Source organism: Gemmatimonadota bacterium, assembly GCA_026702745.1.
GTDB lineage: Bacteria > JAAXHH01 > JAAXHH01 > JAAXHH01 > JAAXHH01 > JAAXHH01.
Window position 1 is genome coordinate 81,882 of record JAPPBT010000065.1, and the last position, 25,417, is coordinate 107,298.

24 protein-coding genes are annotated in these 25,417 nt (G+C 64.0%); 16 read left to right on the forward strand and 8 right to left on the reverse strand.

Going from position 1 to position 25,417, the window contains the following annotated elements; genetic code table 11:
- Window positions 1-293: 293 nt before the first annotated feature.
- The 4 genes from OXH56_10490 to OXH56_10505 all read right to left on the reverse strand — a co-directional run bounded on the left by OXH56_10490 (window position 294) and on the right by OXH56_10505 (window position 3,983).
- Window positions 294-1,763, reverse strand: coding sequence for a M81 family metallopeptidase (locus OXH56_10490; GenBank protein MCY3555737.1), 1,470 nt, complete (start codon window positions 1,761-1,763; stop codon window positions 294-296).
- Between the two features lie 52 nt (window positions 1,764-1,815).
- The gene (gene msrA / locus OXH56_10495) at window positions 1,816-2,355 is read right to left on the reverse strand and encodes a peptide-methionine (S)-S-oxide reductase MsrA (GenBank protein ID MCY3555738.1); all 540 of its coding nucleotides are present in this window, start codon (window positions 2,353-2,355) and stop codon (window positions 1,816-1,818) included.
- A gap of 120 nt (window positions 2,356-2,475) precedes the next feature.
- Complete coding sequence (locus tag OXH56_10500) at window positions 2,476-2,679, reverse strand: hypothetical protein (protein ID MCY3555739.1); 204 nt, start codon at window positions 2,677-2,679, stop codon at window positions 2,476-2,478.
- A complete protein-coding gene (locus OXH56_10505; protein MCY3555740.1) occupies window positions 2,676-3,983 on the reverse strand; it encodes an amidohydrolase family protein in 1,308 nt (435 codons plus the stop codon). Before OXH56_10505 ends, OXH56_10500 begins: the two co-directional genes overlap by 4 nt.
- Before the next feature lie 157 nt (window positions 3,984-4,140).
- On the opposite strand from OXH56_10505, the gene OXH56_10510 reads away from it, so the two are divergent.
- From OXH56_10510 to OXH56_10530, 5 genes are all read left to right on the forward strand, one after another.
- Window positions 4,141-4,404: an OadG family protein gene (locus OXH56_10510; GenBank protein ID MCY3555741.1), complete on the forward strand. Its 264-nt coding sequence runs from the start codon at window positions 4,141-4,143 to the stop codon at window positions 4,402-4,404.
- A 22-nt stretch (window positions 4,405-4,426) separates the two neighbouring features.
- Window positions 4,427-5,557, forward strand: a complete 1,131-nt coding sequence (locus tag OXH56_10515; GenBank protein ID MCY3555742.1) for a sodium ion-translocating decarboxylase subunit beta — start codon at window positions 4,427-4,429, stop codon at window positions 5,555-5,557.
- A 62-nt stretch (window positions 5,558-5,619) separates the two neighbouring features.
- The gene (locus OXH56_10520; protein MCY3555743.1) at window positions 5,620-7,410 is read left to right on the forward strand and encodes a biotin/lipoyl-binding protein; all 1,791 of its coding nucleotides are present in this window, start codon (window positions 5,620-5,622) and stop codon (window positions 7,408-7,410) included.
- A gap of 68 nt (window positions 7,411-7,478) precedes the next feature.
- Window positions 7,479-8,585: a DUF3187 family protein gene (locus OXH56_10525; GenBank protein MCY3555744.1), complete on the forward strand. Its 1,107-nt coding sequence runs from the start codon at window positions 7,479-7,481 to the stop codon at window positions 8,583-8,585.
- 121 nt (window positions 8,586-8,706) lie between these two features.
- Window positions 8,707-9,918, forward strand: a complete 1,212-nt coding sequence (locus tag OXH56_10530; protein MCY3555745.1) for a serine/threonine protein kinase — start codon at window positions 8,707-8,709, stop codon at window positions 9,916-9,918.
- Window positions 9,919-9,961: 43 nt separating this feature from the next.
- Here OXH56_10530 and OXH56_10535 read toward each other — a convergent pair whose 3' ends face one another.
- The gene (locus OXH56_10535; GenBank protein MCY3555746.1) at window positions 9,962-10,885 is read right to left on the reverse strand and encodes a branched-chain amino acid transaminase; all 924 of its coding nucleotides are present in this window, start codon (window positions 10,883-10,885) and stop codon (window positions 9,962-9,964) included.
- A gap of 120 nt (window positions 10,886-11,005) precedes the next feature.
- On the opposite strand from OXH56_10535, the gene ribD reads away from it, so the two are divergent.
- The 10 genes from ribD to OXH56_10585 all read left to right on the forward strand — a co-directional run bounded on the left by ribD (window position 11,006) and on the right by OXH56_10585 (window position 22,463).
- Entirely contained in the window at window positions 11,006-12,100 is a 1,095-nt protein-coding gene (gene ribD / locus OXH56_10540; protein ID MCY3555747.1) for a bifunctional diaminohydroxyphosphoribosylaminopyrimidine deaminase/5-amino-6-(5-phosphoribosylamino)uracil reductase RibD, read from the forward strand.
- A gap of 162 nt (window positions 12,101-12,262) precedes the next feature.
- The gene (locus OXH56_10545; protein ID MCY3555748.1) at window positions 12,263-13,051 is read left to right on the forward strand and encodes a riboflavin synthase; all 789 of its coding nucleotides are present in this window, start codon (window positions 12,263-12,265) and stop codon (window positions 13,049-13,051) included.
- An 80-nt stretch (window positions 13,052-13,131) separates the two neighbouring features.
- Window positions 13,132-14,382 carry a bifunctional 3,4-dihydroxy-2-butanone-4-phosphate synthase/GTP cyclohydrolase II gene (locus tag OXH56_10550; GenBank protein ID MCY3555749.1) on the forward strand — a complete coding sequence of 417 codons (1,251 nt, stop codon included), beginning with the start codon at window positions 13,132-13,134 and terminating at the stop codon, window positions 14,380-14,382.
- A gap of 43 nt (window positions 14,383-14,425) precedes the next feature.
- Window positions 14,426-14,941 (forward strand): 6,7-dimethyl-8-ribityllumazine synthase, encoded by a 516-nt coding sequence (gene ribE, locus OXH56_10555; GenBank protein MCY3555750.1) that lies wholly within the window; start codon window positions 14,426-14,428, stop codon window positions 14,939-14,941.
- Window positions 14,938-15,372 (forward strand): transcription antitermination factor NusB, encoded by a 435-nt coding sequence (gene nusB, locus OXH56_10560; GenBank protein MCY3555751.1) that lies wholly within the window; start codon window positions 14,938-14,940, stop codon window positions 15,370-15,372. Before ribE ends, nusB begins: the two co-directional genes overlap by 4 nt.
- A gap of 49 nt (window positions 15,373-15,421) precedes the next feature.
- A complete protein-coding gene (locus OXH56_10565) occupies window positions 15,422-16,171 on the forward strand; it encodes a metallophosphoesterase family protein (protein MCY3555752.1) in 750 nt (249 codons plus the stop codon).
- Window positions 16,172-16,239: 68 nt separating this feature from the next.
- Window positions 16,240-18,957, forward strand: coding sequence for a DUF2723 domain-containing protein (locus OXH56_10570; GenBank protein MCY3555753.1), 2,718 nt, complete (start codon window positions 16,240-16,242; stop codon window positions 18,955-18,957).
- Window positions 18,958-19,077: 120 nt separating this feature from the next.
- On the forward strand, window positions 19,078-20,247 hold the full coding sequence (locus OXH56_10575) for a glycosyltransferase family 4 protein (GenBank protein MCY3555754.1): 1,170 nt from the start codon (window positions 19,078-19,080) through the stop codon (window positions 20,245-20,247).
- Between the two features lie 34 nt (window positions 20,248-20,281).
- A complete protein-coding gene (locus OXH56_10580) occupies window positions 20,282-21,205 on the forward strand; it encodes a glycosyltransferase family 2 protein (protein MCY3555755.1) in 924 nt (307 codons plus the stop codon).
- Window positions 21,206-21,209: 4 nt separating this feature from the next.
- Entirely contained in the window at window positions 21,210-22,463 is a 1,254-nt protein-coding gene (locus OXH56_10585) for a glycosyltransferase (GenBank protein MCY3555756.1), read from the forward strand.
- A 15-nt stretch (window positions 22,464-22,478) separates the two neighbouring features.
- On the opposite strand, the gene rimI is transcribed toward OXH56_10585, so the two are convergent.
- Genes rimI through OXH56_10600 form a run of 3 tightly spaced genes read right to left on the reverse strand, consistent with a single transcriptional unit; the run spans window position 22,479 to window position 24,002 of the window.
- Complete coding sequence (gene rimI, locus OXH56_10590) at window positions 22,479-22,937, reverse strand: ribosomal protein S18-alanine N-acetyltransferase (protein ID MCY3555757.1); 459 nt, start codon at window positions 22,935-22,937, stop codon at window positions 22,479-22,481.
- A gap of 3 nt (window positions 22,938-22,940) precedes the next feature.
- Complete coding sequence (gene tsaB, locus OXH56_10595; GenBank protein MCY3555758.1) at window positions 22,941-23,711, reverse strand: tRNA (adenosine(37)-N6)-threonylcarbamoyltransferase complex dimerization subunit type 1 TsaB; 771 nt, start codon at window positions 23,709-23,711, stop codon at window positions 22,941-22,943.
- Between the two features lie 42 nt (window positions 23,712-23,753).
- On the reverse strand, window positions 23,754-24,002 hold the full coding sequence (locus OXH56_10600; protein MCY3555759.1) for a YggT family protein: 249 nt from the start codon (window positions 24,000-24,002) through the stop codon (window positions 23,754-23,756).
- Window positions 24,003-24,339: 337 nt separating this feature from the next.
- Here OXH56_10600 and OXH56_10605 point away from each other — a divergent pair, with 337 nt between their 5' ends.
- Window positions 24,340-25,383 carry an Ldh family oxidoreductase gene (locus OXH56_10605; protein ID MCY3555760.1) on the forward strand — a complete coding sequence of 348 codons (1,044 nt, stop codon included), beginning with the start codon at window positions 24,340-24,342 and terminating at the stop codon, window positions 25,381-25,383.
- Window positions 25,384-25,417: the final 34 nt, after the last annotated feature.

A 25,417-nucleotide genomic window follows, 5' to 3' on the forward strand; every position in this document is an offset into this window, starting at 1 on the left:
CGGGTCACTCCTTGTACGCCGCTGCCTAAGTACGCCGCTGCCTAAGTACGCCGCTGCCTAAGTACGCCGCGGTCAAAATGCGCCGCTGCCTGATCCAGGAATCGGTGGACCGGCTGGTCCTGCACCGGCTGTTTCAGGTTTACGCTCGGATTGCGACAAGACCATAAACAACGGGGCAATTACTGTCAAGTCATACGGGACACTTCGACGGCTGCCACCATGACTGCCGCAACGGCCTCGCGACGGCCCCTTCGACGGTCGCGCGAGTGCTGGTTCGGCGAGGCCCCGCAGGATCATTCTTCGAAGGGATAGAGCGGCCGCCGGCGGTACCGGAAGTCGAATCGCCGCATGTCCGCGGTCGTGGCGCCGGGCGTGTCCACCCGGATCAGCCGCTTGCTCACGGGGGCGTAGGCCGCAGTGGGCGCGTGCACCCCCTTGGCGATGAGCACGTGGAAGTCGGCGGGGTCCAGGCCGATGCTGGTCATCATGCCCAGGCTGACCGGCACCGTCCGCAGCGACGTCAGGCTCACGGTCAGTCCGCTGTCCGTGGTCACCACCGCGGTACGGCCCATGTAGAACTCGGTCTTGCCCCCGTGTCGAACAGCCGATTCGGTGAAATGTCCCTCGTGGATCCCCTGTACCCGCACTTCGGTTCGGATGGGCGGTCCGTGACGGTCGTCCGTCTTGCCGCCCATGTCCAGCGTGAGCCTCGCGCCCACGCCGGCGGCAACGGCCCGTTCGACGGACCCGGGGTCGTACAGGCAGAGGAAGGTCTTCACCTCCCCGCGCCTCAATACCTCGTGGGCAATGAGCGTGCCGTCCGCCGCCGAACCGCCGCCCACGTTGTCGCCCATGTCGAGCAGGCACACGGTCCCCTCGCCGTCCAGGGCAGCATCGACAGCCTCGGGGATGGAAATGAACTCGCCGACGAACTCGTCCCGGTGCGCCACCAGGTATTCCGCGAGATCATCCGCGATGCGCCGGGCCAGACCGGCGTCGCCGTCGGTCACGGCAATGAAGGCCGAACCCATCTCCGGCACGTCCGCGTAGGGGAACCCGAGGACGATACTGTTGGAAAGGACGCCGGCTGCCTCCAGCCACGCATCCGCCTTGTGGTAAAGGGGCCGGCAGGGCGGTGAGGAAGTGTCCTGGCGCTCGATGCCGATGGCCACCGGCGGAAAAGCCGCGGCCTGCACGGGTCGGACTTCTCCGCGCAGTGTCCGGGCCATGAGCGTAGCGGCCTCCAGGCCCCGCTGCTTCTGGTCCAGGTGCGGGTTGGTGCGGTAGGCGATGGTGGCGTCGCAGGCCTCGACCATGCGCCGGGAGAGATTGGCGTGGGGATCGATGGTGCATATGACCGGAAGGTCCGGGCCCAACTCACCGCGCAGCCGGGTCAGCCAGCACCCGTCCAGGTCGTGGTAGTCCGCCCCCTCGCCGGCATTGGCGCCGTGGGGAGCGACCAGCAGGCCGTCGAGCGGCCCCGCGCCCGCGAGCTGCGCGAACATCATCTCGATCAGCGCGTCGCAGGTGTCCCGCGTGATCCGGCCGGACGGCGGGGTGGATGCGTAGAACAGCGGCACGGCGTCGATGCCGGCGTCGTCCAGTCCCTCCAGGAAGCCGCTGATCTCGTGGAATCCACCCCTGAAATGATCGGCGACGGCCTCGCCCGTCAGGATCCCGTCCCGACGAAACAGGTCGAGGGTCGTCGGCGTGTGGCTGAACGTATTGGATTCGTGGATCAGCGAGAGAATGCCCACGCGCACGGGATAGCGCTCCTTCGGCTGCGGACTCTGCTGCGGTCCGCACGACACTGGATCAGGAAAGCATGTGCTGGAAGGACTTTCTGAACTTGTCCACCTTCGGGTCGATGACCATGAAACAGTAGGGTTGTCGTGGATTGTTGCGATAGTAGTCGTGATGGTATGCTTCGGCCTCATAAAAAACCTCGAGGGGTTCGATCTCCGTAACGATCGCCGCGCTCCACAGGTCCGACGCGTCGGCTTCCGTCCTCGAATACTCGGCCGCGCGCTTCTGTTCGTCATCGTGGTAGAGGATGATCGAACGGTACTGTGTGCCGACATCCCCGCCCTGGCGGTTGAGCGTAGTCGGGTCGTGTATGCGCCAGAAGATGTGCAGGAGGTCCGCGTAACCGATCACGGCCGGATCGAAGGTGATCCGCACGACCTCGGCATGACCCGTGGCGCCGGTGCATACGGACTTGTAATCCGGGTTGTCGACGCTGCCGCCGGCATAGCCCGACACCACGCTCGTCACACCCCTGATCTGCTGGTAGATCGCTTCCAGGCACCAGAAGCAACCACCGCCCAGCGTCGCCGCCCGCGTCTCTTGTGTCATGTAGCCGTCCTCCATGGAGTGGGGGGTCCGTTTTTTAAAATCCGTCCCGACCTGTGGCGCTCGTTCCGTCGCGTCCGGTCTTGTTCGTCCGGTGCCGCGTCCCGTCTCGTTCGCTCCTGCTCAGTTGCCCGGGTTTCTCGTAACGCGCATGTAGGCAATAACGAAAATGGGTATGGCGAGGGCCAGGAAAATCCAGATCAGCGCCCGGTCGTCCTCGATGATCCCGGTCATCGACAGCAGCGTGCTAACCCCGGCCGCGGGAATGGCCGCGGTGGCGGCAGAAACGATTAGACAGAAAAGAATGTTCTTGATCATGCGTTTCATGAGCCCGGCCGATTCACCAGTTTGCCGTCGACGTAGTCCAGCAGATCCCGGGTGACCGCGCCGTCTGGCTCCCGGTCGATGGTCGTCCTGAAGTCCCGCATCAGGGCGGACGGCTCGAACCGCCGTCCTTCGCGCACGGTGCATTGTACGTTTTCGATATCCTCGATCCGTTCAAGGGGGTTCCCCCGGACCGCCACCAGGTCGGCCCGCAGTCCCGGCCGGATCGAACCGGTCCGGCCGTCGATGCCGAGCACCCGGGCGTTGATCGAAGTGGCCGATCGCAGCGCGTCCACGGCCGGGATGCCGGCGTCCGTGTACATGACGAGTTCGTCATGCACGCTCATGCCGGGCACGAGGTGGGGGAAGGGCGTGTCCGTGCCCAGCGCAACGGTCACCCCCCGCTGATGGGCCCGGCGCAGGAACCGCTTCAGGTGCGACATTGCGCCCTGGTATCTCAACCGGTATTCCGGCGGACCGAAACGGCCGAGATACCGCTGCCATATATCCAGGTGGCGAGGGTGGACCCAGGCCCTTCGGGTGTCGTGGTGGAAGGGCCGGTCCAGGACGCGGCCGAGCCGGTCCCAGACCACCAGGGTCGGGTCGATGATCACGTCCCGTTCCAGGAGCAGGTCGATCACGAGATCGTCCTCCGCCTCGGACGCCGCGCGCCAGGCCACTCCGCACCCGGCCAGGTGCTCGAATTCATCCAGCCCGAGCCGCGCGGCCTCTTCCGCGGTGGTCGACTGCAGATGGGCTACCACGAATTTGCCCGATGCGTGGGCGGCATCAACGGCCGCCTTCAGCAGCGGGGGTTCCACGCCCGCGTACAGCTTGATCTGGTCCACCCCGGCTTCCACGTGCCGCCGGACCGAATCGGCGATCTCGCCGGGTGTGCCGTGGGCGCGTCCTAATTGGGGCCAGTAGACTATGGGCCCGTCGAGCAGGTGTCCGCAGCACAGGATGGCGGGACCGGCGGAAAGGTCTACCGCGTGGCGCTCGCGCTCCTCCAGGATCCAACCCAGGTCGTTGCCCACGTCGCGGATCGTGGTTACCCCGGCGGCCAGGAATGCCGGTCCCATGACGGAACTATAGTGCACGTGGGCGTCCATCAGCCCCGGCAGGAGCGTACATTCCGGCAGGGCCGCGGTCTCCATGCCGGCGGGGACTTCGGAGACGGGCAGGACCGCGTCGATGAGGCGGTCCTTCACCACGACGGCCACGCCGCTTCGCGTCTCGTCGGAAACGCCGTCCCAGATGCGGCCCGCGGCCAGTGCGTACGTGGCGTTCCGCTTGTCTGCACTCATGAAAGTATCCCGCGTTCAGGTCGCCGGCCTAAGCCCCGGACGGGTGCCTTTCCTGCCTCTTTCGATCCGGCATAAATCCCTTGCCCGCAGCGTGCCTCGTCCTTTACTTGAACCATCGGTAATATCTAACGTCACCGTGGATTCTGTCAAAGGGCTAATGTCCAATCCCCTGTACACCGGATGGCAACGAATCCTGGAAGGCCAGGGTCTCGAAGTCGCCTTTACGGGCATGTTCATCGTGTTCCTGGCCCTCGCCACGATCAGCTTCAGCATTGCCATGCTACCCAGGGTCGTGGCGGCGCTGGGGGGCACGCGCCCTGAACATCCGGACAACCCCACCGGTACGGATGCCCCGCAAGACGACGAAGCCGTGGCCGCAGCGGTCGGGTACGTGCTCGACAAGAAGAACAACCATCGATAACCAGGCCATGCGGACGGACTAAATGACGATACTGTACGACTTTCTGTCGGCTTCCGGTCTGGCCGCGGCGACGTGGGGACATGCCGTGATGATCCTGATCGGCATGGTCATGATCGTGTTGGCGATCGTCCGCCGTTACGAGCCGCTGCTCCTGGTGCCCATCGGTTTCGGCATCATGCTGGGCAACATCCCCATGATGGGAGGGGAAGGCCATGGGGTATACGATGAAGGAAGCGTCCTCTACTATATCTACTTCGGCGTCAGGGAAGGCGTCTTCCCGCCCCTGATCTTCCTGGGCATCGGGGCCATGACCGATTTCTCGGCCATGCTGTCCAACCCGCGGCTCGTCCTCCTGGGCGCCGCCGCGCAAATCGGTATCTTCCTGACCCTCCTCGGCGCCATGGCCATCGGTTTTACGCCCGCCGAGTCGGGCGCCATCGCCATCATCGGCGGTGCGGACGGTCCCACGGCCATTTTCCTGTCATCGAAACTTGCGCCTCACCTGCTTTCCATGATCGCCATCGCGTCCTATTCCTACATGGCCCTGGTGCCCATTATCCAGCCGCCCATCATGCGGCTCTTCACCACGCGGCAGGAACGGCTGATCCGCATGGCGCCGCCCCGGGCGGTCTCGCAGCGGGAGAAGATCCTCTTCCCCATCGTCGCCTTTATCATCGCCGCGATGATCGCGCCGGATTCGATCGTGCTCGTGGGCATGCTCTTCTTCGGCAACCTGCTCAAGGAATGCGGCGTCACCGAACGGCTGGCCAATACGGCGCGGACCTCGATGATCGACATCGTCACCATCCTCCTGGGATTCTCCGTCGGCGCCAGCACGCAGGCCTCGGCGTTCCTTACGCTGGAATCGCTCTTCATTTTCACCCTGGGCGTGGTCGCCTTCTGCATCGCGACGTCCGGCGGCGTGCTCTTCGCCAAGTTCATGAACCTCTTCGTCAAAGACAAGATCAACCCGCTGATCGGTGCGGCGGGCGTCTCCGCCGTGCCCATGGCGGCGCGGGTGGTCCAGGTGGAAGCCCATCGCGAAGACCCGCGGAATTTCCTGTTGTTTCACGCCATGGCGCCCAACGTGGCGGGTGTCCTCGGCTCCGCCATCGCCGCGGGCATACTCTGGTCTGTCCTGGTGGGCGGTTAAGTGCGTTGAATACATCGAACCCTTAGAACGAGGGAACCAAAGTGAAGAAAAAAGTCCATTTCATGTGCACCACGTTCCGCGACGGATTCCAGTCCGTTTACGGCGCGCGCGTCTTTACCCGCGACTTCATGCCCGCCGTGGAAGCGGCGCGGGATGCGGGGATCGACTATTTCGAGGCCGGAGGCGGGGCCCTGTTCCAGTCGCCTTATTTCTACTGCAACGAGGATGCCTTCGAGCGGATGGACGCCATCCGGGAGGCGGTGGGCCCGGACGCCAACCTGCAGACCCTGTCCCGGGGCGTGAACGTGGTCGGGCTGGATTCGCAACCCAGCGACATCATCCGGCTGCATGCCGAGTTGTTCAAGAAGCACGGCATGACGACCATCCGGAACTTCGACGCCCTGAACGACGTGGAGAACCTCGTGCACAGCGGCCGGTGCATCACGGAGGCCGGTCTCAGGCACCAGGTATGCGTCACCGTCATGGAACTGCCCCCGGGCTGTGCGGGCGCCCACGACGCGGCGTTCTACACGGACACGTTCAGGAAGATCCTCGACGCCGATATCCCCTTCGACTCGGTGTGTTTCAAGGACGCGTCGGGCACGGCCGTGCCCTCCAAGGTGTATGAATCCGTCAAGGCCGCCCGGAAGCTGCTGCCCGAGGGGACCTGGATCCATTACCACACTCACGACACGGCCGGCATCTCCGTCGCGGCGTACCAGGCGGCGCTCGAAGCCGGCGCAGACGCCATCGACCTGGCCTTCGCGCCGGTATCGGGCGGGACTTCCCAGCCCGACATCCTCGTCATGTGGCACGCGCTCCGGGGAACGGACTACGACCTGGACATCGACCCGGACGGCGTGCGGGAAGCGGCGGAGATCCTTAAGGAATGCATGGAGGACTATTTCCTGCCGCCCGAGGCCGTGGCCGTCGAACCCTTGCTCCCCTGGAGCCCCATGCCGGGCGGCGCCCTGACCGCCAACACGCAGATGCTCCGGGACAACGGGATCATGGACCGCTATCCGGCCATCATCAAGGCCATGAGCGAGGTCGTGGAGAAGGGCGGGTACGGCACGTCCGTCACGCCCGTTTCCCAGTTCTACTTCCAGCAGGCTTTCAACAACGTGATGATGGGGCCCTGGAAGAAGATCGCGGAAGACTACGGCAGGATGGTGCTGGGCTATTTCGGCCGGACGCCCGTGCCCCCGGACCCGGTGGTCGTGAACATCGCCTCGGAGCAACTCGGCCTGCCGCCCAACCGGCGGCCGGTGCTGGAACTCAACGACAACGATCCGAAGAAGGGTGTCGAGGCAGCGCGCAGCGTGCTGAAAGAAGCCGGGATAGAGGATACGGACGAGAACATCTTCATCGTCGCGGCATGCGGCGAGCGGGGGCTGGCCTTCCTCAAGGGCGAAGGGTTCATCGGCGTCCGCAAAAAGTCTCCGGCCGACCAGGAGGTGCTGGAGGAGGACGCGATGGCCACGACGAACGGGCCCCGCGGATACCAGGTGACCGTCAACGGCCGGAGTTATGCGCTGCGGATCGAAGGGAAGACGGCGATCGTGAACGGCAAGGCCTATGACGTCGACCTGCAACCCGACATGTCCGAGGCCGCGACAGAGGCGGCGGAACGCGCCGGGACCACGCCGGTCATCGCCCCGATCCCCGGAAAAGTGCTCAAGGTGGCGGTCACGCCCGGACAGGCCGTCGAGGAAGGAGACGTCATCGTGGTCCTGGAAGCCATGAAGATGGAAATGGAGGTCACCGCCGACGTCGCCGGAACCGTGACCCATGTCTCCATAAACCCCGGCGTCCAGGTAATCGCGGGCCAGACGCTGGCCTACCTGGGCTAAGTACCCCCGATACGGATCCCCCAGGGCTGGAGCGTCGCATGGCCGGGTTTCCTTTACACAGAAACCGTATGAAAAAGCGCATGCCGAACGCGGCCCGTATGCCGAACGCGGCCCGTATGATGCACCGGGCGGTTTTCTGCGGTCTGTTGATGCTTGCCTTCCCCGCGTATCCCGCCTTTCCCCAGTCCCCGGCCACCGGCCCCTTCATGCAGCGCGACCAGTTCCCCGTCAGAATGTTGTTCCTCGGACTGCGTCCCGAGACCGGGGACCTCCTGCCGCGGAGATCGGTCCAGTGGGCGGCGCAGTTCGACTACGCCAATACCTATGCGAGCACCCTTCCCGTGGGCGATACCCTGATCGCCGACGACTACTACCGGGCCGCGCCGGCAGACGAGTACCGGCTTTTCGTGGACACGGAGTCCCTGCGCCTGTCGGTGGATCTGGACTGGCGGATCGCGTCGAGGCTGCAGGTCGGCATGACGCTTCCTTTTCTGAAGCATGGCGGGGGTTTCCTGGACGGGGTGGTAGAGGGGTTCCACGGTGCGTTCAACCTGTCCAACGGGGGAAGGGAGTGGGCCCCCCAAAACGACTATGGCGTATTCGTCGTGCGGGACCGCCGTTTCTGGATCAGGAGCGTGGAGTCCGCCGGCTTTCGGCCCGGAGACCTCGTAGTGCGGATGAAGACGCCGTTGAACCGAGGTGGAGGGCGGGTCGTCATGGCTCTTGCCGGCGCCTTGAAGCTGCCCACGGGCAGCCTGGAAACGCTGACCGGAAGCGGGGGATGGGATTTCCAGGCGGCGTTATTCGCAACCTGGCGGCCGGACCGGCCGAAGCGGGATATGATCTTCCATGCCAACCTCGCCCACAGCCGGCTGGGGAGACCGACCCACGGCGAGGGATTCCCCCTGCGGTCCATCACGACGCTCGTGCTGGCCTTCGAATACCGGACCACGGGCCGGCTCGCGGCGTTGCTCCAGACGCAGGTCAACATCGGCCCCTTTCCCAGCAGCAGGCTGGGCCCCTTGAATCGCACGGCCATTGAGGCGACCGCCGGCGTGCGGTACGCCCTGTCGGAGTCGCTGTCGCTCGATGCCGGACTGACCGAAAACCTCAGCCAGTACCAGAACACCCCCGACGTGGGGCTTCATGTCGGGATCGTGTGGAGGGCGCCCTAGCAGATGTGGTGCCGACACCGCGGAGAACGGAAGCCCTGACGGTCGTCGCACCGGACGACGCACGGACCGCGGTGCAGCGGATGCACTGTCGGCCGCCACAGCGGGAATAGCGGGAATCAGCATGAGTAACACGCACCGGCGAATACTCTTCAACGCTCACGGACGACTGGGTGTGATCGATCTGGATGGTGCCGGGGCCACGGCGGGCACGGAAGTCCCCCGGTCTGTGGCCGACTCGGACATGCGAGTCTGGTATCCGAATCCGGACGCTCCGGGCATGGCAAGCTGGGGCTGGGGACCCGTCTTCGAAGACCGCCGAAGGATCATTCTGTCCGGCTACGAACCCGGAAAAGCCTGGGAAGGCAACGTGCGGGTCCATCTCTGGATTTACGACCTGGAGGAAGACCGCTTGCTGGAGGAGATCGCCCTGGAGAACCGGCCCGCGCCGTTCATGGGATGCACCCATATCCTGCCGGGAGAGGACCGTCTCGTGACGAACCCGATCATCGACGGGAAACAGCGCATCTGGACCATGGACCTGGACGGATCCGATCCGCGTGAGATCACGGGCGAGGAGGACGGGTTTGTATACTGCGTGCAGATCAGCCCGGACGGACGCAGGTTCGCCTATCATGCGACCATGCTGGATGGCCGGGACAGCTACTGCATATTCGTGTCGGACCTGGATGGAGGAAACCGGGTGGAAGTCGCTGGGGCCCAAGGGCACCTGTACTTCGGTCCCATGTGGTCGCCGGACGGACAGTGGCTGATCTACCAGGACTGCCACTATCCCGATGATCCTGGGCACGACTGGGCCGATGTGTGTCTGGGGAGTCCAGGCTCTCCGGTCGGCCCCGACGGCGCGATCCACAGGAAAGTCACGACCGGCCAGCGCCAGTGGTTCGCCACGTCCTATGGCAGCCCGGACTCGCGGGGCGGCGGTTCCAACATCGCCCAGTGGACGCCGGACGGGAAAAGGGTCACCTACACCCGCGCGGAGCCTGGTTCCCGGACGGCCTGGCCGTACCAGGCGCAACGGCCGGACACAGACCATTTCAACCGGGATTACTACCCGGAAGACGCCCGCGGCGGCACCGCCATCTGCCTGCTCGATCCGTTTTCGGGAGAGGAATCGGAGTTCATCCCCTATGAACCCCTGGTCTGGAACTTCCGGTCCGCCTGGTCGCTCGACGGTTCGCAGTTCGCCTTCTGCCGCGCCGAGGTGGGATCACCGAGTGCCATCTGGCTGGTCGATGCCGACGGCGGCAGTGCACGGATGCTGACTGACGGATACAAACACCTGGGGGCGGATCACCCGGTGTGGGTGGGGTAGGGTTACTCGCCCGCTGGAATGCAGCCGGCTGCCGCGCAGCAGGTCACACGTAGGTCAGCCAGCCGTGGGCATCTTCGCCTTCGCCTGTCGTGACCGCGAAGAAACGGTCCTGGATCTCCTTCGTGACCGGACCGCGTGACCCGCCGCCCACGGTGATGCGGTCGATGGACCGGACCGGCGTCACCTCCACGGCGCTGCCCACGAAGAAAACCTCGTCGGCGATGTAGAGCATCTCCCGGGGGATGTCCTGTTCGACGACCTCGAACCCGGCGTCCTGGGCGAGCGTCATGACGGAGTTGCGGGTGATGCCGCCGAGGACCGAGGCCGCCAGGCTGTTCGTGATGACCCGGCCTTCCTTCACGACGAAGATGTTCTCGCCGCTTCCCTCGCTGATCAGGCCGTCGGTGTTCAGCGCAATGCCTTCGCTGTACCCGTTCTCGATGGCCTCCATGCGGATCAACTGGGAATTGAGGTAGTTACCGCCGGCCTTTGAGAGGGCGGGGTGGGTATTCGGTGCGGGACGGGTCCAGGACGAAATGCAAACGTCCACGCCGTTCTCCATTACGTCGTCGCCGAGATAGGCGCCCCAGTCCCATGTCCCGATGGCGACTTCAACGGGGCATCCCAGCGGATCGACGCTCAGCAGGCCGTACCCGCGGTACACGACGGGTCGGACGTAACAGGAAGCGTGCTTGTTGGAACGGATGGTCTCCAGGACGGCCTCGCTGATTTCCGCGTTGGAGTAGGGAATTTCCACCCGGTAGATCTTGCAGGAGTCGAAGAGCCGGTCCACGTGCTCCTGGAGCCGGAACACCGCGGAGCCTTGATTCGTCTTGTAGCAGCGCATGCCTTCGAAGAAACTCGAACCGTAGTGCACCACGTGGGAAAGCACGTGGATCTTCGCGTCTCGCCAGGGTACCAGTTGCCCGTTGAACCAGATGTATTCGGCCTCCGGCAGGGTGGCCATCGAAATCTCCTTTCTGCGGTTCGATTCGCGCCGACAATCTGGCGCAAACTAGGGGCCGAACCCCCCGTTGTCAAGGGCAAAAGGCTTGACACCAACTTCACAAATCCTCTAGCTTACGCCATGACGAAATCGGATCATGACGTGGAATTCATGCGCCGGGCGCTGGACCTCGCGGCGCGGGGAATAGGGCGTACCAGTCCCAATCCCATGGTGGGTTCCGTGGTCGTACGCGACGGCGTCGTCCTGGGCGAGGGGTACTACCGGGAATACGGCGGGCGGCATGCCGAGCCGCAGGCGCTCGAGGAAGCGGGCAGCCGCGCACAGGGGGCCGCTTTGTACGTTACCCTGGAGCCCTGCTGCCACCAGGGCAACACGCCGCCGTGCACGGACGCGATCATCGCATCGGGCATCGCCCACGTCCACGTCGCCATGGCCGACCCGGACCGGCGCGTGTCGGGCAAAGGGATCGAGCGGTTGCGTGCGACCGGCATGACCGTGGAGACGGGCCTGCTGGAAGCGGACGCGCGGGAACTGAACGAGGCCTACGTACGCCACCGGGAAACCGGCCAGCCCTTCGTGCTGCTCAAGCTCGCCCAGACGCTGGACGGACGCATCGCCACGCGGAACGGCCATTCGAAGTGGATCACCGGGGAGGCCGCGCGGAATCGGGTCCACCTGATGCGCAGCCGGGCGGACGCCGTACTCGTGGGCATCGACACCGTGCTGGCGGACGACCCGCGGCTCACGGTCCGGCACGTGGACGGCCGCCAGCCTCGTCGCATCGTGCTCGACAGCCGGGCCCGCACTCCGCTGGACGCTCGGGTATTGAACGGCGAAGCACCGGCGACGGTGTGCGTTGCGGAGACCGCGCCCGCGGATCGGGTTAACAGACTGAAAGGGACGGGCGCCGAGGTGATGGTATTACCTGGCGGGGATGGATCCATTCCTATAGCCCCACTCAAATCGGCGCTTGGAAAGGCCGGGATCGTGACCCTGATGGTAGAAGGCGGCAGCCGAGTGGCTGCTTCCTTCCTGCGGGAACGTGCCGTCGACCGGATCGCCTGCTTCGTCGCGCCACGCATACTGGGCGCGGGGATCCCATCGATCGCCGACCTGGCACTGGACGACCTTTCAAAGGCGATCCAGTTGAACGATACGAAAGTGGAGCAACTGGACGGCGATCTACTTGTCACGGGCACGCCGGGCTATGCCTGAAAAGGTCGTGAGCAGTCGGCCATCGGCGCCTGCGAAGGTCCCAGGCAGTTGGAATCCGCGCCTGTGGAAATCATCGGTGCAGGTCGGCACGTAACATGAACCTGGCACGGGCACGCCATTCGCACTTGGCACGTAGCATGAAATTGGTACGGAGTATGATCCATGTTTACGGGTATTGTTGAAACCACGGGCATCGTCCGGTCGCTGGACCGGACTGCCGGCGAAAGCACGTCGGGCGATGACGCTGGCGAGAACACCTTGGGCGGCAACACGGTCGTGGACGCAGGCGAGGCCCCTGGTACGGGCGAGCAACCCGCCGGCGAAAAAGTTGGTCCTGGTGAGGACGCGAGCGGCCTCAGGCTGACCGTGGAAGCGCCGTCCATGGCGCCGGACTTCGAGCAGGGTGCCAGCGTCGCCGTCAACGGCGTCTGCCTGACCGTCGTGGACACCGGCGGCGAGGCGTTCTCCGTGGAACTCGTACCCGAAACGGTCTCCCGGACGACCTTCGGTAGTCTGAACGTCGGGCACCAGGTCAACCTGGAGCGGCCGCTGCGTCTTTCGGACCGTATTGACGGCCACTTGGTCCAGGGGCACGTGGACGGCGTGGGACGTATCGCGGCGCGGGAAGAACGGGGCAACAGTCTGTGGTACGAGGTGGAAATACCGGATGATCTGACGCCCTTCGTCATAGAGAAAGGGTCCATCGCACTGGATGGAATAAGCTTGACAATCGCCGGTCTGACGGGTAGTTTGGCCGCCGTATCGATCATCCCGCACACCGCGTCGATTACGACGTTCGGCGGCAGGCAGATCGGTGACGAGGTGAACATAGAAGTAGACATGATAGGCCGGTACGTCGCGTCCCTTTTGCATGCCGGCGGCGATACGAGCCACGGAACGCTACCAGGTTCGTCACCCATCACCGAATCCTGGTTGAGAGAACGCATGTAGCGTCGGCAAGACCCGGCGGCGGTTCGACTACAGACCAGGGCCCGCCGAGACCGGTCGACCGAACAAAACGGTTTTAAAGCATGTCGTCCCCCTATTGTACCATCCCGGAAGCAGTCGAGGAGATCAAGTCCGGGCGCATACTGATTGTCATCGACGACGAAGACCGCGAAAACGAAGGCGATTTCATCATGGCCGCCGAAAGAACTACTCCGGCGGCCATTAATTTCATGGCCCGGTACGGCCGTGGACTGATCTGCCTTCCGACCACGCGCGAACGCCTGGATGAGCTGAAAGTGCCCGCCATGGTCGGCGAAGAGGTCAACACGGCGTTGCACAGCACGCGCTTCACCGTATCCGTCGATGCCGTGAATGGTACGACGTCGGGCATCTCGGCGGCGGACCGCGCCGAGACGGTCCAGGTGTTCGTCCGCCAGGGAAGCAGGCCCGAGGACCTGGCGCGTCCGGGCCATATCTTTCCGCTGCAGGCCTTCGACGGCGGTGTGTTGCGCCGGGCCGGACACACCGAGGCCACGGTCGACCTGATGAAGCTGGCCGGCCTCTACCCCGCTGGCGTACTCTGCGAGATCATGGACGACGACGGGTCCATGGCCCGCCTGCCCCGGCTGGTCGAGATCGCGAACGAGCACGACCTGAAGATCATTACGATCAAGGACCTGATCGAGTATCGCCGGCGCAGTGAGAAACTCGTCAAGCGGGTGGTCACGACGACCATCCCCAGCAGGCACGGGGAATTCGAGTCCCACCTGTACGAGGACCAGCTGACCGGCGACCACCACGTCGCCCTGGTCAAGGGCAACGTGGACGGTGAGCCGAACGTGCTCGTACGCGTGCACTCCCAGTGCCTCACGGGGGACGTTTTCGGGTCCATGCGATGCGACTGCGGCGACCAGCTGCAGCAGGCGCTCAAGCGCATCAGCGACGAAGGCAGCGGCGTGCTCCTTTACATGCGCCAGGAGGGACGGGGCATCGGGCTGGCCAACAAGCTCAGGGCCTACGCCCTCCAGGACCAGGGTCATGACACGGTGGAAGCGAACCTGGCGCTGGGCCTGCCCGTGGACGCCCGCGATTACGGAATCGGTTCCCAGATCCTGGCGGACCTTGGACTGACCACGATCCGGATCATGACCAACAACCCGTCGAAACGGTTCGGGATCGAGGGGTACGGACTCGAGGTGACCGAACGCGTCCCGCTGCAGACTTTTCCGAACTGTTACAACGTGGGATATCTCAAGACCAAGCGTGGGAAGCTGGGCCACCTGCTCGACCTGGAAGAGCCACCGGACGACGTCGGATTCGACAGCCTGCTTTGATGTGCACGTGCCGCGCCGGACGCAATCTGCAAGGAGTACCTGCGTGACGAGAACAATTGAAGGCAGCCTGGAGAACGGTGGAGACGACCGGATCGGCATCGTGGCCGGCCGTTTCAACGGGTTCATCACCGAGTCCCTGCTGAAGGGCGCACTGGACGGGCTTCACCGCCACGGGGTGGAGGAAGACCGGATCGACGTAGTCTGGGTGCCGGGCGCTTTCGAGATCCCGCTGGTGGCCCGGAAGATGGCGGCAAGCGGCAATTATGACGCCGTGATTTGCCTGGGATGCGTCATCCGGGGCGCCACACCCCACTTCGACTACGTGGCCGGGGAAGCGGCCGGCGGGATTGCCGCCGCGGCCCGGGACACCGGGGTGCCGGTGATCTTCGGCGTGCTGACCACGGAGAACCTCGAACAGGCCATCGAACGCGCGGGCACGAAGTCGGGCAACCGGGGCTGGGACGCCGCGCTGGCGGCCCTGGAAATGGCGGACGTGATGCGCAGGTTATGCGGACCGGGCGGTCCAGGCGGTCCCGACGGTCCAGGGGATCCGGAGTGAACGTACGCGCGGGGGAACGTCGCCTGGGCCGTGAACTGGCGCTGCAATCGCTTTATCTCGCCGAACAGACCGGGGGTGATCCCGGCAAGGCCCTTCCCGGACTGCCCGGGTGGCCCCTGGCGTCCGAGCACGCCCAAAGTTTCGCCGAGGCATTGATCGATCGGCTGTTGGAGCACGAAGAGATCGTGAACGGTCACATCACCGCAGTGGTGCGGCATTGGGACCGGGACCGCGTGGCCCGCATCGACGACTGCATCCTCCGGCTGGGCGCCTGCGAACTCATCGCTTTTCTTGATATTCCAACTGCGGTATCCATCAACGAAGCGATCGAACTGGCCAAGAAGTACAGCACGGAACAGTCCGGTGGGTTCGTCAACGGCGTCCTGGACGCCGTGGCCGCGAGACATCTCACGGCGGCGGACCAGGCCTGATCCTGCCCGATCGGCTTGCCAGCGCATACACAGGGAATGAAACCTCGACGTGCGATACGGCATTCTTTCCGACATACACGGGAACCTGGAAGCGCTGGATGCCGTACTCGAAGCGATGGCCGGTGAGCGTATCGGCCATTACCTTTGCCTGGGCGACATTGTGGGATACGGCGCCAGTCCCAATGCGTGCCTCGACCGCGTTTCCGGACTGACGACGGACGTGATCGCGGGCAATCACGACCATGCCGCGATCGGGAAGCTGGATATCTCCTCGTTCAACCCTTATGCGGCGGAAGCGGCACTTTGGACGCGGCGGCAGCTTACGCCCGACGGCCGGCGCTACCTGGGAGGGATGCCCTATGTCTGGCGGAACGATGATCTTTTCATCGTCCACGCGAGCCCGGCCCGTCCGGAGGAATGGACCTACCTGACTTCGCCCTGGCAGGCGGACGAAGCCTTCGAGGCGATTCCCGCCGATTTGGCGCTTTGCACACTGGGCCATACGCACGTGCCGTTGATATTCGAGAAGCGGAACGCGGAGGACCGCAGCAGGCAGGTCCCGTCGTCCGCCCTTGAACTCGCCCTTGATCTGGCATCAGAGCGCAGTTACATCGTGAACGTGGGCAGCGTGGGCCAGCCACGGGACGGGGATCCCCGGGCGGCGTACTGCGTATACGATACGGAGATGAAGCAGATCGAGATCAAGCGGGTTGCCTACGACCTGGAAACCGCGCAGCGGAAGATTCGCAAGGCCGGCCTGCCGGACCTGCTCGCGGAGCGGCTTGAATTCGGCCGGTGACGCTTGGATCCGGCCGGTGACGCTTGAATTCGGCCGGTGACTAATGATTGACTGAGGATTTCGAGCTCATGGTTGCTTATCGCGTTGTTTCCCTGACCGGCATGGCGGTGGCGTTCCTCGTGTCGCTGGCCGTGTATACCAGGACCATCGCGCCCACGGTGCCCTTCTGGGACGGCGGCGAATTCATCGCGGCGTCCTATATCCTGGGCATCCCCCATCCACCGGGATCCCCGCTCTACATTCTGATCGGCCGGCTCTTCACCGTACTGCCCGACCTGGGCATGGGCATTGCCTGGCTGGTGAATTTCTCTTCGTGCCTCTTCAGCGCGCTCACGTTGACGGCCGTTTACCTGGTCATCGTGAAGGCGGTTACACTCAATCGGGACCGGGACAGACTGTCCCTCTACGAAAGCCTGGCCGTCTGTTGCAGCGCATTGACGGGCGGGCTTCTGCTGGCCTTCTCCGATACGTTCTGGTTCAACGCGGTGGAAGCCGAAACCTACGCGCTTTCCATGCTGTGCATGATGACCTGTACCTGGTTGATGCTGCACTGGATCGAACGGCACGAGCAGAACGGCAGCGAACGTTATCTCTTCCTGGTCGGCTACCTGGCCTTTCTCGGCATCGCCGTGCACATGTTCACCATGCTGATTCTGCCGGCCGCGTTCCTCTGCGTGGTCTTCACGGACCGGGTCATCCGTTCGAACCGGAAGCTGGTGCTGCTCTGCGCGGCCATGGGTCTGATCCTGTTCAGCGTCGTGGCTTCCATCGACGTGTTTTTCGTTGCGGTGCCTCTGGCCATCGCCGGACTGGTCCTCACCAGGGGGCGGTTGCCGTGGGGCTACCTGGTACTGCTGTGCATCGCCGCCGTCGCCGTGATGTTCTTCGGCATGGAAGGGGTGGGCGCATACAATGGACTTCCACTGATCGTGATCGGCGGATTCGAGGCCACGTTCGGCACGGTGATGTTCAGCCTGGCGCTGGTGAGCGCAGCCCTTGCCCTGGTCTCGGCCACGGCCGACGATCCCGGGCGCTACAAGTGGCCGTTCTGGACGGTGGTGCTCTTTCTCGCCGTACTGGGTTATTCCGTGAACTTCTACGTGCCGATCCGTGCGGCCCAGCAGCCCATCATCAACGAGAACGATCCGTCGACCTGGCAGAACTTCGAGGGGTTCCTGGAACGCAAGCAGTACGGCCAGGAAAGCATGTTCGAATCGATGTTCAACAGAAAGGGCAGCTGGTCCTCCCAGTTCGGAAACGGAGAAAACATGGGGTTCTGGCGCTTCTTTTCCCGTCAGTTCAGCGCCCCGTCCTTTCCCTTCTGGCTCTTTCCCGTCCTGCTGGTCGCCCTGGGTATCATTTCCCAGGTGGAACGGGACCGCCGAAGCACGGTATTCCTGGGCGCCATGCTGCTGATCTGCAGTGTCGGGCTCATCCTCTACATGAACTTTTCGGACGGTTCGCGCGGCATACAGCGGGAGGTCCGCATCCGGGACTACTTCTACACCCCCGCCTTCGTATTCGCCGCGGTGCTGATGGGGATCGGCGTCCGGTCACTGCTGCACCAGGTCGGCGTCTGGCTGGGCAGGCTGCGGCTGCCCGTGGAGAAAGGAACGGCCGGCATCGCCGTGCTGATGACCGCGCTGCCCCTGGTCCCCTTTGCCTATCACTACGAGTCCCACTCCCGGGAAGGCAATTACATACCCTACGACTACGCCTACAACATGCTGGAATCCTGCGACGAGAACGGTCTCATCTTCACGAACGGCGACAACGACACCTTCACGCTCTGGTTCCTCCAGGAAGTGGAAGGTCTCCGCAAGGACGTGCGGGTAATAAATCTCAGTCTCCTCAACACGAACTGGTACATCAAGCAACTGAAGCACATGGAGCCCAGGGTGCCCATCACACTGGCCGACGAGACCATCGACATGCTGAACATCCAGGGCTGGGAAGAACGGGAAGTGAGCCGCGCGGGCATTACGTGGACCGTGCCCCCGGCCGGCATGCTGGGCGAGGACATCGGGTATCTCAGGGTACAGGACCTGATGATCCTGCATATACTGGAGCAGAACAACTGGGAAAAACCCGTATACTTCGCCGTGACCGTCTCGCCGGAGAACGACGTGGGCCTGGTTGACTACATGCAGCTGGAAGGCATGGTCTGGCAGGTCCTTCCGGATCCCGACCCGGACCTGATGGACGTGGAGCGGACCCGGCACAACCTCTGGAACGTCTACCAGTACCGCGGCATAGCGGATCCGCAAGTCTACAAGGACCCGCAGGTCCGCACTCTCCTGCGGAATTACACCGTGTCCTTCCATCAACTGGCGTTGAACCAGTGGCGACGCGGCCGGCCGGACCAGGCCATCGAGACCATCGAGAAGTACCTGGAGTACGACATAACGAACGGCGCGCTTGAACGGCTGATGCTCATACAGTTCAACGCCGACCGGGGCGAATTTGCCGGCGTCGAGGACCTGGCGTCGGAGCTGGCGGGAGAATTCAGTACCTTCGACGGGTATACCATTCTGAGCCAGTCCCTGCGGAGACTGGGCCGCGAGGCTGAGGCCGCCGAGCTGCTGGAACGGGGCGTTTCCGCCCATCCCGAATACGCCACGGGATACGATCAACTGGTGAATCTCTATTTCCGGATGGATGATTCGGACCGCATGCTTGAAACGCTTGAGAGGTGGCAGCGGATCGCTCCAGGGGATACGGTCGTACAGGACATGATCGAGGATCTCAAGGAAGCCGGCGATGCGAGCGACGCGAGCGCTCCCTGAGGCCGGGCCGCGTCCGGGGTCGAAGACGGTTTCTTTAGGTCTGGCCGCGCCGGTGTCGGGGGCGGCTCGGGGTCGCACCGTGCTGATGCCTCGCGGCGCGCCGCCAGCCGGTTCAGTCCAATGCGCATTCTGGTCATAAACTGGAGGGATATCCACAACCCGGAAGCGGGCGGCGCCGAAGTACACCTGCACGAGACATTCTCTCGGATCGCCGCATGGGGGAACGAGGTCACCCTGCTCTGCAGCCGGTCTCCCGGCGCGGCGGAATCTGAGCAGATCGACGGGATCGACGTCATCCGGCACGGCGGGAAATGGACGTTCAACCTGACCGCGCCCTGGTACTATCGAAGACGCCTGGCTCAACGGTCCTTCGACGTCGTCATCGAAGACATCAACAAGATCCCGGCACTGCTGCCCTGGTTTATGGATGGTCCCCCGCTGATGGTCCTGCTGCACCATCTTTTCGGGAGCACGTTCTACCGGGAGATCAACCCGGTGCTCGCGACCTACCTGTACTTCATGGAACGGCTGATTCCCCGGGTGTACCGGCGCTGCCTCTTCGAAGCGGTCTCCGAAAGCACCCGGGACGAACTTGTCAGGATGGGGGTCGCGGCGGACCGGGTCAGCGTCGTGCACAACGGGTTGGACACCCGGTTTCTGGACGCCGGAACCGTCGGGGCGCCGGCCGAGGCGGAACAGAAGGATGCGCCGGCCGTTCCGGACCGGAAGGAAGCCGGCCTGGTCATTTACCTCGGCCGCCTCAAGAAGTACAAGAACGTGGACCACCTGATCCAGGCCATGGCGATCGTCCGCGAGGAGGTACCCGGTGCGCGTCTCGTGATCGTGGGCACGGGCGACCGGCGGCGCGCGCTCGAGGCATTGACGCGCTCCATGGGGCTGGACGACGCGGTGCGTTTCACGGGTTTCGTTTCCGAGGAAGAAAAACTGCGCCTGCTGACCCGCGCCGAGGTGGCGGCCTATCCTTCGAGCAAGGAAGGATGGGGCATCACCGTGATCGAGGCCAATGCCTGCGGCGTGCCGGTCGTGGCTGCGCGGGTGCCCGGACTCCGGGACGCCGTAGTCGACGGGGAAACGGGCGTGCTGGTCCCGCCCGGGGACCGGGAGGCCATGGCGCGTGCGTTGATCGATTTGCTTCGCGACCGGGAGAAGTGTGAACGGCTTGCTAAAAACGCCGTGGCGAGGAGCAGGCTCTACACCTGGGAGAACACGGCCCGGCAGACGCTGCAGGTGATCCGGCGTTCCATGGGGGAAAACACCGATGCCGCGTGACGAACCGGCGAAAGCGGATGACAGGGAGGAGTAGATGGACATTACCGTCGTGATTCCCCTGTTCAACGAGGCGGAGAGCCTTCGGGAGCTCCACGAGCGTATCGTGGCGGCCCTCGAGGCGTCGGGAAAGTCCTTCGAGGTGCTCTATATCGACGACGGAAGCCGGGATGGGTCCTTCGACGAATTGCGCCGGCTTCGTGAGGCCGACGACCGGGTGAGGGCCATCCGGTTCCGCCGCAACTACGGAAAGTCCGCGGCGCTGGCCGTCGGCTTCGAAGCGAGCCGCGGCGAGGTCGTTGTGACCATGGACGGAGACCTGCAGGACGATCCCGCGGAAGTGCCCGCCATGGTCGACCTGCTGGACGAGGGATTCGACCTGGTGTCCGGCTGGAAGAAAACGCGGAAGGACCCGCTGTCCAAGCGCATCCCTTCAAAGCTGTTCAACCGGGTCACGGGGATCGTCAGCGGCCTGAGGCTGCATGATTTCAACTGCGGACTGAAAGCCTATCGCCGTGCCGTCGTGGAGACTATTCCCGTCTACGGCGAACTCCACCGCTATCTGCCGGTACTGGCGCACTGGGCCGGTTTCCGCGTGACGGAAACGCCGGTGCTGCATCATCCCAGGAAACACGGCCACAGCAAGTTCGGCCTGGGACGGTTCACCCACGGTTTCTTCGACCTGCTGACCGTGTATTTCGTGTCGAACTACACCCGGCGGCCGCTCCACCTCTTCGGCTCCTTCGGCCTATTGTCCTTCGTCGTCGGCGTGGGCATCGCGCTCTACCTGACCTGGCTCTGGCTGACCGGCGTCGGGATCGGGACCCGTCCCCTGCTGCTGTTCTCCGTATTCCTCATGGTCCTCGGCATCCAGTTGGTCTCCATGGGGCTGATCGCCGAAATGATCGCCCACCAGGCCCGGCGCACGGAAGACTACGCTGTCCGGGAGCGGCTGGGATGAGGTCATGACCCCCACCCCGCGCGGCCGGATTTGTTTCTTCGGCACCTACGAACGCGACTATCCGCGTAACCGGACGCTCGCCGAAGGCCTGAAGCGGGCCGGCTGGCAGGTGCTGGAATGCCATGTGCCCCTCTGGGAGAAGGAAAGGGACAAGACCGGCCGGTACCTGGGTCCGTTCTCGCTTGTCCTGCGCGCGGTCGAGCTGAAGCTGGCCTGCCTCCGGCTGTTGCTCAAGTATGTCTTCACAGTCGGCCGTTACGAGGTCATGCTGGTCGGATACATCGGTCATTTCGATATGCCGCTGGCCTGGCTGCTCACCCGGTTTCCGCGCCGGCCCCTCGTCTTCAGCCCGTTGATCTCCCTTTACGATACCCTCGTCGATGACCGCCGGTCCATTGCGGAAGGCACGCTCATGAGCCGTTTTCTGCGCTGGCTGGATCGACAGACCTGTGGGAGGTCGGACCTCGTGCTGCTCGACACGGAAGCCCATATAGACTACTTCGTGCAGGCATTCAACCTGCCGCGGCAGCGGTTTGCCCGGGTATTCGTCGGCGCCGTGGACCCGGACGCGCTGGAGGGTGTGAACGGAGAGGGTGTGAGCGATCCGGATGCTTATGGTAGCCCGCCCGCTATAGGCACGCCTACGGAGGACACGCCTGACGAAGGCCCGCCCTCGGAGGACACGCCTTTCAGGGTCATGTTCGTCGGCAAGTTCATACCGCTGCACGGCTTGCCGTTCATGCTGGAAGCGGCGAACCGCCTGAAGGACGTTCCGGATATCGAATTTCACTTCGTCGGGTCGGGTCAACTGACGGATGAAATACACGAAACCGCGCGGAGACTGAACCTGGAGAACGTACGCTTCACGGACTGGATACCCTACGAGCAGTTGCACCGGTTCCTGCAGGGATGGGGCGTGTGTCTCGGAATTTTCGGTACGTCGGACAAAGCAGTCCGCGTGATTCCGGGCAAGGTGTTCGTGGCCCTCTCGGCGGGAAAGGCGGTCATCACGGCGGACTCACCGGCTGTCCGTGAACTTCTGGCCGACGGGGAAAGCGCCCTGCTGTGCAGGCGCGGAGACCCGGATGCGCTCGCCGAAGCCATCCGCCGGTTGCACGGGGACCGCGAACTGTTGCGCAGGATCGCCGAGGGCGGCAGCCGCGTCTACCGCGACCACGCTTCCACGGAACAGATCGGTCGATCCGCGTCTACGGTGCTGAAGAAGCTGGTGACGGGCGGCGTCAATGCCTTTCGATAGCGCCGAAGCCCAGTCTTATTCCTCCAGGTTTTTCACCATGACCACGGCGTCTTCGGCAGGACTCGAATAGTAGGACTTCCTCAGGGCCACCGCGTGGTATCCCAACCGGCCGTACATCGACCGGGCCGCCAGGTTCGACTCGCGCACTTCCAGGCTGGAGGAAGTGCACCCCCGTCGGACCGCCTCCTCGATAAGCCGCAGCATCATCACGGTTCCGACACCTCGGCGCCGATACCCGGCGGCTACGGCAATGTTGGCGACGTGCACCTGGTCGGCAGCGATCCACCCCACCAGGAAGCCCGCGACCGACTCCCCATCCATTGCGACCAGAGCGACGGATGACCCCGATGTCATTTCATGGTGAAAGGCGGATTCTGACCAGGGCGCTGGATAGCACGCCCGCTCGATTTCCAGGACCTGGGGGAGGTGTGAACGGTCCATTTCCCCTATGACGAAGGGTTTCGCCTCGGACATGGGTCATTCAGAGGAGGTTTTGGCCCGGCCACTCGGGCCAGGTGGGGCAGGGGAAGCATCAGCCGGTGGCGTCTGTTCGGTCTGTTCGAGCCGGGACGGCGGCTGCCGGGCGAAGTCGGTTTTTCGCAGGTACAGGGGTTCGAGCGCGTTCAGATCGAACTGCTCGCCCCGCTTGAGGCGGTCCAGGCCGAGGAACGCTGTCGAGGAGGCCATCAGCCGACCCGTGCCCGCGGGCGGGAAGCAGGCCCGTGCACCGAGAATGGCGACGATGTCCGGTTGGTACGCGTCGACACCGCTGCCGACGAGCAACACTTTGTTCTCGATGGATGCCAACACGTCTTCGAGCGGCCCCACCCTGAATTCGGACTGCCGCTCGGGCCGACCTCCAGACGTATCGTAGCGGGCTTCGTAGACCTGACCCCTGCGGGCGTCGGTCAGCACGTGGACGGGATACCTGCACCAGGGCGCCTGGAAGGCGATGGCGTCGAGCGTGGGCACGGCGGCGACCGGCCGCTTCGTCACGTAGGCAAGGCCCTTGACCAGGCTTAATCCTACCCGCAGTCCGGTATAGGATCCAGGACCGATCGAGATCGCGAATCCTTCCACTTCCGGCCACTGCACGTCCAGGTCGTCCATGATACGTTCCAGCATTCCGGGCAGCTTTTCAGCATGCACGCCGCCCAGTTCCTGCGACGCTTCGGCCATCACCTTGCGGTCCCGGATCACGGCGATCCCGGCGATCGTGGAAGATGTCTCGAGTCCCACGACGATCATGGGTGGTTTATCTCCGTCAGGGGTGGCTTGTTTCGGTCATGGTCAGTAACGCAGCTTGGTTAACAACCAGCCGCCGATCAACAGCACGAAGACCGGGGCCAGGTCGATCCGAACGTTCGTCTTTGGAACGGGAATGGGTGGAATGATCCGCCTGAAGGGCAACAGGACCGGTTCCGTCAGCCACGTCAGCAGACGTACGAGCGGCGAGGCCGGGTCCGGGTTGAACCAGGACATGATCGCGCGGACGATGATGAGGACCAGGTATATCCGTAATATCTGGATCAGGATCATGATAATGGCGTATCTGACGAATATCGCTGCGCTCCGAATGCATGGGAACTTTACCGACCATCGTGGGCTTTGTCAACGACGAAGATAGTGACCAGGACGCCCCGGTTGCCTGGGTCCCGATTCGATGCCGTGTGCGAATCCGATCGCCCGGATCTCCAGGGAGTAAGTAACCTCTGGCGCGGCGCGATCCACCCATCTATCTTACGCCAGTCTGATGATACCCAGGCGGTTGCGGCGACACGGTCTCGCGGTGCTTCATGACGCGGATGCAGATGTCCGGCACCGTGATCCGGGAGACCGCAAGGCGTTGCAGCGACACCGATCGGAAAGGAGTCTCATGGCGGACATCCGTGTGGATGGGGAGAAACTGCGGGCTTTCACGGCGGCGGTATTCGAGCAGGTCGGCCTGACGCCTTCAGACGCGGCCATCGAAGCCGAAGTGCTGGTATGGGCGAACCTGCGGGGGGTGGACTCCCATGGCGTCCAGCGGGTCAACGGATATGTCCACTCGGTGGAAGCCGGACACTACAATCCCCGGCCGAATATCCGGATCGAAAGGGAGACGCCCGCCACGATGCTCATCGAGGCTGATCGCGCCTTCGGACCGGTGGTCACGACCTACGCCATGAACCAGGCTGTCGAGAAGGCCCGCGAGGCGGGTATCGGATGGGTGCTGATCAGAAACACGACCCACCAGGGCGCCATGGCATATTACGCGCAGATGGCCGCCCGGGAGAACATGGCCGGTATCGCTTCCGTCTGCAATCCGCCGAACATGGCGCCTCCGGGCGCGCGGGCCCCGGGGGTGCACAACAGTCCGATCGCCATCGCCGTACCGGGCAGCGACGGTCGTGCCATATCCCTGGACATGGCCACGAGCGTGGCCGCCTTCGGCAAACTGGACGTGGCCGTGGACCGGGGCGAGTCCATTCCCGACACGTGGGCGCTGGACGGAAACGGACATCCGACGACGGATCCCCGCAAAGCCCGGTTCCTGCAGCCCGCGGCCGGCTACAAGGGGTATGGACTGGCCCTCATCTTCGAGTGCCTGTCGAGCCTGATGGTCGGCAATCCCCTGTTGACGGCCGCCATCACGGGACCCGGCGCCCGACCCGGCGTGCAGAACAGCTTCATCGGCGCCATCGATATCGCGGCGTTCACCGATCCGGACACCTACCGCACGCAGATCGATGAGCTCGTCTCGGCCATGAAGGGCCTGCCGCGCGTTGAAGGGGTCGACGAACTCTTCGTGCCGGGCGAACCGGAGGAACTCGTCCACCGGGAGCGCATCGAGCATGGGATTCCGTTGCCACCTGGGACCCGGGACAAACTCATCGAGGTCGCCGCGAAATTCGGGCTGGTAGTGCCGTGGGAGGCGTAGGCGGACGGATATGTCCGAGGAGTGTCAAGGGATT

Excerpts from the sequence above, each read along its gene's own strand:
- ribD (MCY3555747.1), top strand. The coding sequence starts at position 11,006 with ATGACGAAATCGGATCATGACGTGGAATTCATGCGCCGGGCGCTGGAC.
- OXH56_10550 (MCY3555749.1), top strand. The coding sequence starts at position 13,132 with ATGTCGTCCCCCTATTGTACCATCCCGGAAGCAGTCGAGGAGATCAAG.
- OXH56_10605 (MCY3555760.1), top strand. The coding sequence starts at position 24,340 with ATGGCGGACATCCGTGTGGATGGGGAGAAACTGCGGGCTTTCACGGCG.
- OXH56_10500 (MCY3555739.1), bottom strand. The coding sequence starts at position 2,679 with ATGAAACGCATGATCAAGAACATTCTTTTCTGTCTAATCGTTTCTGCC.
- OXH56_10535 (MCY3555746.1), bottom strand. The coding sequence starts at position 10,885 with ATGGCCACCCTGCCGGAGGCCGAATACATCTGGTTCAACGGGCAACTG.
- OXH56_10600 (MCY3555759.1), bottom strand. The coding sequence starts at position 24,002 with ATGATCCTGATCCAGATATTACGGATATACCTGGTCCTCATCATCGTC.
- OXH56_10510 (MCY3555741.1), top strand. The coding sequence starts at position 4,141 with ATGTCCAATCCCCTGTACACCGGATGGCAACGAATCCTGGAAGGCCAG.
- OXH56_10530 (MCY3555745.1), top strand. The coding sequence starts at position 8,707 with ATGAGTAACACGCACCGGCGAATACTCTTCAACGCTCACGGACGACTG.
- tsaB (MCY3555758.1), bottom strand. The coding sequence starts at position 23,711 with ATGATCGTCGTGGGACTCGAGACATCTTCCACGATCGCCGGGATCGCC.
- OXH56_10580 (MCY3555755.1), top strand. The coding sequence starts at position 20,282 with ATGGACATTACCGTCGTGATTCCCCTGTTCAACGAGGCGGAGAGCCTT.
- OXH56_10515 (MCY3555742.1), top strand. The coding sequence starts at position 4,427 with ATGACGATACTGTACGACTTTCTGTCGGCTTCCGGTCTGGCCGCGGCG.
- OXH56_10525 (MCY3555744.1), top strand. The coding sequence starts at position 7,479 with ATGAAAAAGCGCATGCCGAACGCGGCCCGTATGCCGAACGCGGCCCGT.
- OXH56_10545 (MCY3555748.1), top strand. The coding sequence starts at position 12,263 with ATGTTTACGGGTATTGTTGAAACCACGGGCATCGTCCGGTCGCTGGAC.
- OXH56_10570 (MCY3555753.1), top strand. The coding sequence starts at position 16,240 with ATGGTTGCTTATCGCGTTGTTTCCCTGACCGGCATGGCGGTGGCGTTC.
- OXH56_10585 (MCY3555756.1), top strand. The coding sequence starts at position 21,210 with ATGACCCCCACCCCGCGCGGCCGGATTTGTTTCTTCGGCACCTACGAA.
- OXH56_10575 (MCY3555754.1), top strand. The coding sequence starts at position 19,078 with ATGCGCATTCTGGTCATAAACTGGAGGGATATCCACAACCCGGAAGCG.
- rimI (MCY3555757.1), bottom strand. The coding sequence starts at position 22,937 with ATGTCCGAGGCGAAACCCTTCGTCATAGGGGAAATGGACCGTTCACAC.
- msrA (MCY3555738.1), bottom strand. The coding sequence starts at position 2,355 with ATGACACAAGAGACGCGGGCGGCGACGCTGGGCGGTGGTTGCTTCTGG.
- OXH56_10505 (MCY3555740.1), bottom strand. The coding sequence starts at position 3,983 with ATGAGTGCAGACAAGCGGAACGCCACGTACGCACTGGCCGCGGGCCGC.
- OXH56_10520 (MCY3555743.1), top strand. The coding sequence starts at position 5,620 with ATGTGCACCACGTTCCGCGACGGATTCCAGTCCGTTTACGGCGCGCGC.